The sequence below is a fragment of the Brakhagea slesvicensis genome (assembly GCF_052161625.1).
GTDB lineage: Bacteria > Planctomycetota > Planctomycetia > Pirellulales > Pirellulaceae > JBKCUI01.
Genome location: NZ_CP197412.1, coordinates 1,859,238 through 1,865,575, shown reverse-complemented (window position 1 = coordinate 1,865,575; position 6,338 = coordinate 1,859,238). Strand labels below are relative to the sequence as shown.

Below are 6,338 nucleotides of genomic sequence, written 5' to 3'. Positions count from 1 at the left end.
TTACTTGCTACCTCTGAGGCTGCATAATCGTTAGAGGTGTCGCAACCAATGCGACCCTTGGAGGGTAAGATTCCCCCAAAAGTTCCAAATCACCTAAATCAATCATTTCGCCCGCTCAGTTCACCTCACGGAATCAGGATGTTTCAGTCACTACAAGAAGGTCTCCAATCCGCCTTTCAAACTCTCCGTGGAAAAGGGAAACTGACCGAATCGAACATGCGCGAGGGACTCGCCATGGTCGAAAAATCGATGATTGAAGCAGACGTCAACGTCGATGTCGTCCATGAGTTCATGGACCGCGTCACCAACGCTGCCATCGGACGCCGCGTCATCCACTCTCTCCGCCCCCACGAAGAACTCGTCAAAATTGTTTACGAACAATTAGTGGAGCTTCTGGGACCCGTCGACAATGCCATTCCGCTGAAACGGGGTGCCGCCAACAGCATTATGATGTGCGGGCTTCAGGGAGCTGGTAAAACCACGACCTGCGGTAAATTAGCTCAGCTTATCAAGGAGAAGGGGTTCAAGCCCTTTCTGGTTGCCGCCGACTTGCAGCGCCCCGCTGCGATCGAACAACTCCATGTCCTGGGCCGCCAGCTGAACGTCGGAACCTTTAGCAAAGCGGGTGCGACCGACCCGGTTGAAGTTTGCCAAGCGGGAATCGCTGCAGCACGGGATGCGGGCGCGGACATCATAATCCTCGACACCGCGGGCCGGCTCGCCATCGACGCGGAATTGATGGAGCAGCTCAAACGGATCGACAAAGCGGTCCAGCCCCAGCAAGTCTACTTAGTGGTCGACGGCATGACCGGTCAGGATGCCGTCAATAGTGCGAAGGCCTTCAACGAAGCCCTCTCCCTCGACGGCGTCATCATGACGAAACTGGACGGGGACGCCCGCGGCGGTGCCTTGCTCAGCGTCAAAGCGGTCACCGAAGTCCCGATCAAATTCATCGGCACCGGTGAACATCTCGATGCCCTCGAGCCCTTCCGTCCCGAAGGGATGGCGAGCCGGATCCTTGAAATGGGGGATATCCTCGAAGTCGCCCGCGAAGCCCACCGTTTGATCGACGAAAAGGAACGAAAAGCGCTCGAGGAACGGATGTCCAAAGGGGTCTTCACCCTCGGCGACTTCCGCGACATGATGCAGAAGCTTCGGAAACCGGGTCTGATGACCAAGATGCTCACCTTGATGCCGGGAATGGGGGAGATCTCGAAGATGATGGCCAATACCGACAGCGAACGGGAAATGCGACGCTTGACCGGTATCGTCGACTCCATGACTCCCGAAGAGCGAAAAAATCCCAAAGTGATCGACTCGGCCCGACGAAATCGAATCGCAAAAGGATGCGGAGTTCAGCCCAACCAAATCAGCGATCTGATCAAACAGTTCGAGATGATCGGACCCATGCTGCAGATGGCAACCTCGGGGAACATGGGCGACAAAATGAAAATGCTCAATCAAATGCGTGGCATGATGTCACAAAACCCATTCAACCCCATGGAAGGCATGAAGCTCAAGGGGAGCACGGGCAAACGCTTAACCCCGAAAGAGCGGGATAAACTTCAAAAAGAGCGAGAACGACTGCTCCGAAAGAAAAAGAAAAGCTAGTCGCCCCATCTCCCTTGCTTCTCAAAGAGCCGATTTGCTACTGTTCCACCTCCACGTCTTAAGGAGGGCTACTGCAGTCCAAATCCCCGGGAGGGCTGTCGCAGGACAGTATCGCAATGTTTCGTCTCTTTCGCCTGTTCTCCATCTTCGCCGCTATCGCGTGGACTTCGAGTGCCTGCAGCGTCGCTGTCGGACAAACCGAGAGCGAACAATCCTATGTGATGCTCTTCAACGGCAGCATCTTTCACGGCGTCGTTCGACCGGTAGGGGAACGCCTTGAAATTCGCCTAGGAACCGGCAGTTCGATCCAAATCGATAACAAACAAGTCGCTTTTGTCGCCCCCACCAAACGAGCCTTGTACGACCTGCAGGTCGCATCCACTCGGCAGTGGGGAACCGGGGAGCATTGGCACCTGACCGAATGGTGCATCCAGCAAGGAATGATTGACGAAGCGATCTACCACTTCCAACAACTCGCGCAGATTGCCGAGCCGACCAACAAGCTCCGTCAACTGGAACACAAACTGAAAGAGGCCATCCTCTCGTCGTCTCAAGTCCAAACGATGCTGGCAGAACAGCAGAAACATCTTGCCCCGTCGAGAGGACGGATCCAAGACGTCGCCAAGATGGGGTCAGAACAATCCGATGCGCCGAACCGAAAGGCCGCCGATCCTTTGAATTCGGATGTGGTGCTCGCATCGGCCACGTCGATCCCATCGGCCACCCAAGCATCCGCTAGCAAAGTCGTGGATCCCGATTTGGCGCTCGGAATTCCAAGCTACGTGAAGAAGGCCTTTCAGTCCAACATTTCCCCGCTGTTGGTGCGACGGTGTGGGCAAGCAGGCTGCCATGGATTGCCGGGCAAATCGGTCTTCCACATCCGGCAGGCCGCGGGTGAGCAAGCAGCTGAAATTGCGGCTGAAAACCTTGAAAACGTGCTGCGCTATGTCGATATCCAATCCCCTACCGATAGTGATTTGATTCGTTATGCACTCAAAGAGCATGGGGACCAAAAGCATCCGAGCTTCAACCCGTTGAAGCGAGAGGATGAGCGAATCCATGTGGAGCGAATCACGCAGTGGATCAAGTCGCTGGAGTTGTCCAAGGCTTCGTCGGGGCCCGAAGTGCAGTTTGCATCGGCGGTGGAAAGTCTATCGGTTCGAGCTCTTCCATCGACAAACTCAAGTGCCAACGTCTTGGATGGTGCTTCGGTCGCCCCTGTAGGCTCTGAGTTGAGCCGCATGGAAAAAATCGCGCAGTGGCGAGATGTGAACGAGGTGCAAGACCGCGAGGCGAAATTGTCGAGATCGGCGAAAACCGCCGAAGGCCCCATCGGACTCACCTCCGGGGAGATCAACGATCTTGAGAAGGCGATCGAACGGTTGGAGCGCAAGCACACCCAGAAATCCCAAAAAGATCCATTCGATCCCAATGTCTTCAACACCAAGTACTCGACGAAAAAACCATAGCCGCGGTCGATGTGCTCTTGAAAGTCGCGCCTTCTCTTTGACGCGAGCGTCTCAGACCTATATGGTGGGTGACAGATCGGCCGGATTCGTTTAAAGCGAATCGGTCCGTAACCACCTCTCCATTCTTCAAAGGTCTACGTTTACGATGATCGGTATTGCTCATCCTGTCGTCGCGAAGGGGCTGCTCGCCGTCGGTTCGATTCTCCTCGTGGCTTTGTCCCTGCCACTGCGCGCTGCCGATCCCCCGAACATCATCTGGATCATGGCCGACGACCTCGGCTATGGTGAATTGGGTTGTTATGGACAGAAAATCATCCAAACGCCCCATATCGATCGCATGGCCCAAGAGGGTCTCCGCTTCACCCATTTTTACGCTGGCGCGACGGTCTGCGCTCCTTCCCGCAGCGTCTTAATGACCGGCCAGCACCATGGTCGAACCCGCGTTCGGGGGAACGCGGGAAAAACCAATCCGATTGCGCAGTCCCTTCGCCCCGATGACATCACGGTCGCAAAAGTACTTCAGCAAGCAGGCTACCGAACCGCTCTGGCAGGAAAGTGGGGGCTCGGCGATGTCGGCGAGGCCGATGCCGGATTACCGCGTCGCCAAGGCTTCGACCATTTCTTTGGTTACCTCAACCAAGTCCATGCGCACAACCACTATCCCGAGTTCCTGTGGCGCAACGAAGAAAGAGTTCCTCTCCCCAACGAATGCGTTCGCATCGGCGACCAAGGTGGAGGGTATGCGACCAAGGCGGTTGCTTTCGCCGATGAACGGATCCTCGATGAAGGATTGGAGTTTGTGAAAGAGAATGCGAATCGTCCATTCTTTCTCTACTGGAGTTTGGTGATTCCCCATGCCAATAACGAACGGAATCGGGAACTGAAGGATGGCACTGAGGTCCCTGACTTCGGTATCTATGCGGACAAGGATTGGAAAAAACAGGACAGAGGGCAAGCTGCGATGGTATCCCTCATGGATGAATATGTCGGACGCATGCTCCACGCCCTCCGCGAGCTGAAACTGGATGAAAAGACGCTGGTCATCTTTACCAGCGACAATGGACCTCATAACGAGGCGAGCCACGATCTGACACGCTTCCAACCCTCCGGACCTTTCACCGGGATCAAACGAAGCCTCACCGATGGCGGGATCCGAGTCCCTTGCATCGCGTGGTGGCCAAAGACCATCGCCGCCGGGACCACCAGTGATCACGTCGCTTACTTCGGGGACTTGATGGCGACCGCCGCTGAACTGGCCCAGACCGAACTTCCTAGCGGCCGGGACTCTATTAGCTTCGTCCCAACATTGAAGGGCACAGGCAAACAAAAACAACACGAGTTTCTCTACTGGGAATTCCACGAAGGTGGATTTCGTCAAGCAGCCCTCTATCAAGGCCGATGGAAGGGTTTGCGGGCGAACGGCCCGAATGATCCAATCCGTCTGTTCGACACCGACAACGACATACGAGAACAAACGAATGTCGCTGAGCAGCATCCGGATCTTGCCAAGAAGATCGGCGACTTCCTGAGCACGGCGAGAACCGAATCGCCCGATTGGCAGCCCCAATGGAAGGGGAATCGACCGTGATTCCCAGCACCTTCATTCCAAGTAACGTCTTCCAACAGCGACTGAGGCTTCTCTTCGTCTCGCTAGCCGTCTTGATCGGAAACAGACTCTTTGCTTCCGATTCCGGATCTGTCTCTGTCACTACTCCGAATATTCTCTTCGTGATCGCGGATGATTGGGGGACCCACGCGAGCGCTTACGGTACCCCTTGGGTCACCACTCCTGCTTTCGATCGAGTCGCCAACGAAGGACTCCTCTTCCGGCGGGCCTACACCCCCAATGCGAAGTGCGCACCCTCGCGATCGATCTTGCTCACCGGACGCCATTCCTGGCAATTGGAGGAGGCAGGGAACCATCTTTCATTCTTCCCCGCCAAATTCAAAACTTGGCCTGAAGTCTTGCGGGATAACGGCTGGCAAGTTGGCTTGACCGGAAAAGGCTGGGGCCCAGGGATTGCCAAGAATGCGAAGGGGGATGAGAGGCAAATGATTGGCAAATCCTTTCAGCGCAAAACCGTTCGCCCCATCGCGAAAGGTATCGCTGCCAACGATTACGCATCCAACTTTGCCGACTTCCTGGACCAGACGAATGCTGACGCACCATGGTGTTTTTGGGTAGGCTTTCAAGAACCCCATCGCCCGTATGAAGTGGGAGTCGGAGAAGCGAAAGCGCAAAAGAAGCTCGACGATATCGACCGTGTTCCTTCCTATTGGCCCGATGACTCGGTGACACGACGCGATATGCTCGATTACGCCATGGAAGTCGAATACCTCGACTCCCACCTCATGCGAATCTTAGACGAACTAGATCGACGTCGGCTCGCAGACAATACACTTGTCATTGTTACTTCGGACCATGGCATGCCCTTTCCTCGCTGCAAGGGCTATGCGTACCACGATTCCAATCATGTCCCCTTAGCCATCCGTTGGCCACACGGAATTGCAACGTCCAATCGTGAGATTCAAGACTTCGTCGACTTCACCGATGTCGCCCCCACCCTGCTCGATCTTGCTGGTGTGGATACCAACACCGCAGGGATGGCTCCCATGTCGGGCCGATCCTGGCGGAAACTTCTGGAAAGCGAAAGGCTTGAGCAAGTCGATCCGGAAAGAACCTTCGCTTTGGTCGGCCGCGAACGAAACGATGTGGGACGCCCCGGAGACGTCGGTTATCCGATTCGTGGAATCGTCACGGAGAACTACCTCTACCTGCGAAATTTCGAACCCGCGCGGTGGCCCGCAGGGAACCCTGAAACCGGCTACCTCGATACCGATGGCAGCCCGACCAAGACCTCGATTCTTCAGAGAGGCCGCGAGAATCGCACCGACCTTTTTTGGCAACTCTGCTTCGGTCTGCGTCCAGCAGAAGAACTCTTTGACCTTCAACAAGACCCCGATTGCGTTCGCAACTTGGCTTCGATCCCCGACGCGCAACCCATGTTGATCTCACTGCGGGAACAAATGGAACAGAAACTCAGTGAGCAGGGAGATCCACGCATGCGAGGGCAAGGTGACATCTTTGATCGTTATCCCGTCAGCAGCGGCGCCGGTTTCTACGAGCAGTGGAGTCGGGGTGAGAAGGTTTCTGCAGGTTGGGTCGAACCGTCGGACTTTGAACCACCTCGTTAGCGATGAAAGCGATGGTTTGGACGAAGCGTCTAGTTGAAGGCTGCGGGGTTCGGAGCACTAGGA

At 55.6% G+C, this 6,338-nt stretch carries 4 protein-coding genes; all 4 read left to right on the top strand.

Going from position 1 to position 6,338, the window contains the following annotated elements; all coding sequences use genetic code 11:
* Positions 1-138 precede the first annotated feature (138 nt).
* Positions 139-1,611 carry a signal recognition particle protein gene (ffh, locus tag SH467x_RS07215; protein ID WP_482370600.1) on the top strand — a complete coding sequence of 491 codons (1,473 nt, stop codon included), beginning with the start codon at positions 139-141 and terminating at the stop codon, positions 1,609-1,611.
* Between the two features lie 116 nt (positions 1,612-1,727).
* A complete protein-coding gene (locus SH467x_RS07210) occupies positions 1,728-3,080 on the top strand; it encodes a hypothetical protein (RefSeq protein ID WP_482370599.1) in 1,353 nt (450 codons plus the stop codon).
* Between the two features lie 145 nt (positions 3,081-3,225).
* Complete coding sequence (locus SH467x_RS07205; protein ID WP_482370598.1) at positions 3,226-4,668, top strand: arylsulfatase; 1,443 nt, start codon at positions 3,226-3,228, stop codon at positions 4,666-4,668.
* Positions 4,665-6,275 carry a sulfatase family protein gene (locus SH467x_RS07200; protein ID WP_482370597.1) on the top strand — a complete coding sequence of 537 codons (1,611 nt, stop codon included), beginning with the start codon at positions 4,665-4,667 and terminating at the stop codon, positions 6,273-6,275. The genes SH467x_RS07205 and SH467x_RS07200 overlap by 4 nt, the downstream gene beginning before the upstream one ends.
* The last annotated feature ends 63 nt before the right edge of the window (positions 6,276-6,338 follow it).

Excerpts from the sequence above, each read along its gene's own strand:
- SH467x_RS07210 (WP_482370599.1), top strand. The coding sequence starts at position 1,728 with ATGTTTCGTCTCTTTCGCCTGTTCTCCATCTTCGCCGCTATCGCGTGG.
- ffh (WP_482370600.1), top strand. The coding sequence starts at position 139 with ATGTTTCAGTCACTACAAGAAGGTCTCCAATCCGCCTTTCAAACTCTC.
- SH467x_RS07205 (WP_482370598.1), top strand. The coding sequence starts at position 3,226 with ATGATCGGTATTGCTCATCCTGTCGTCGCGAAGGGGCTGCTCGCCGTC.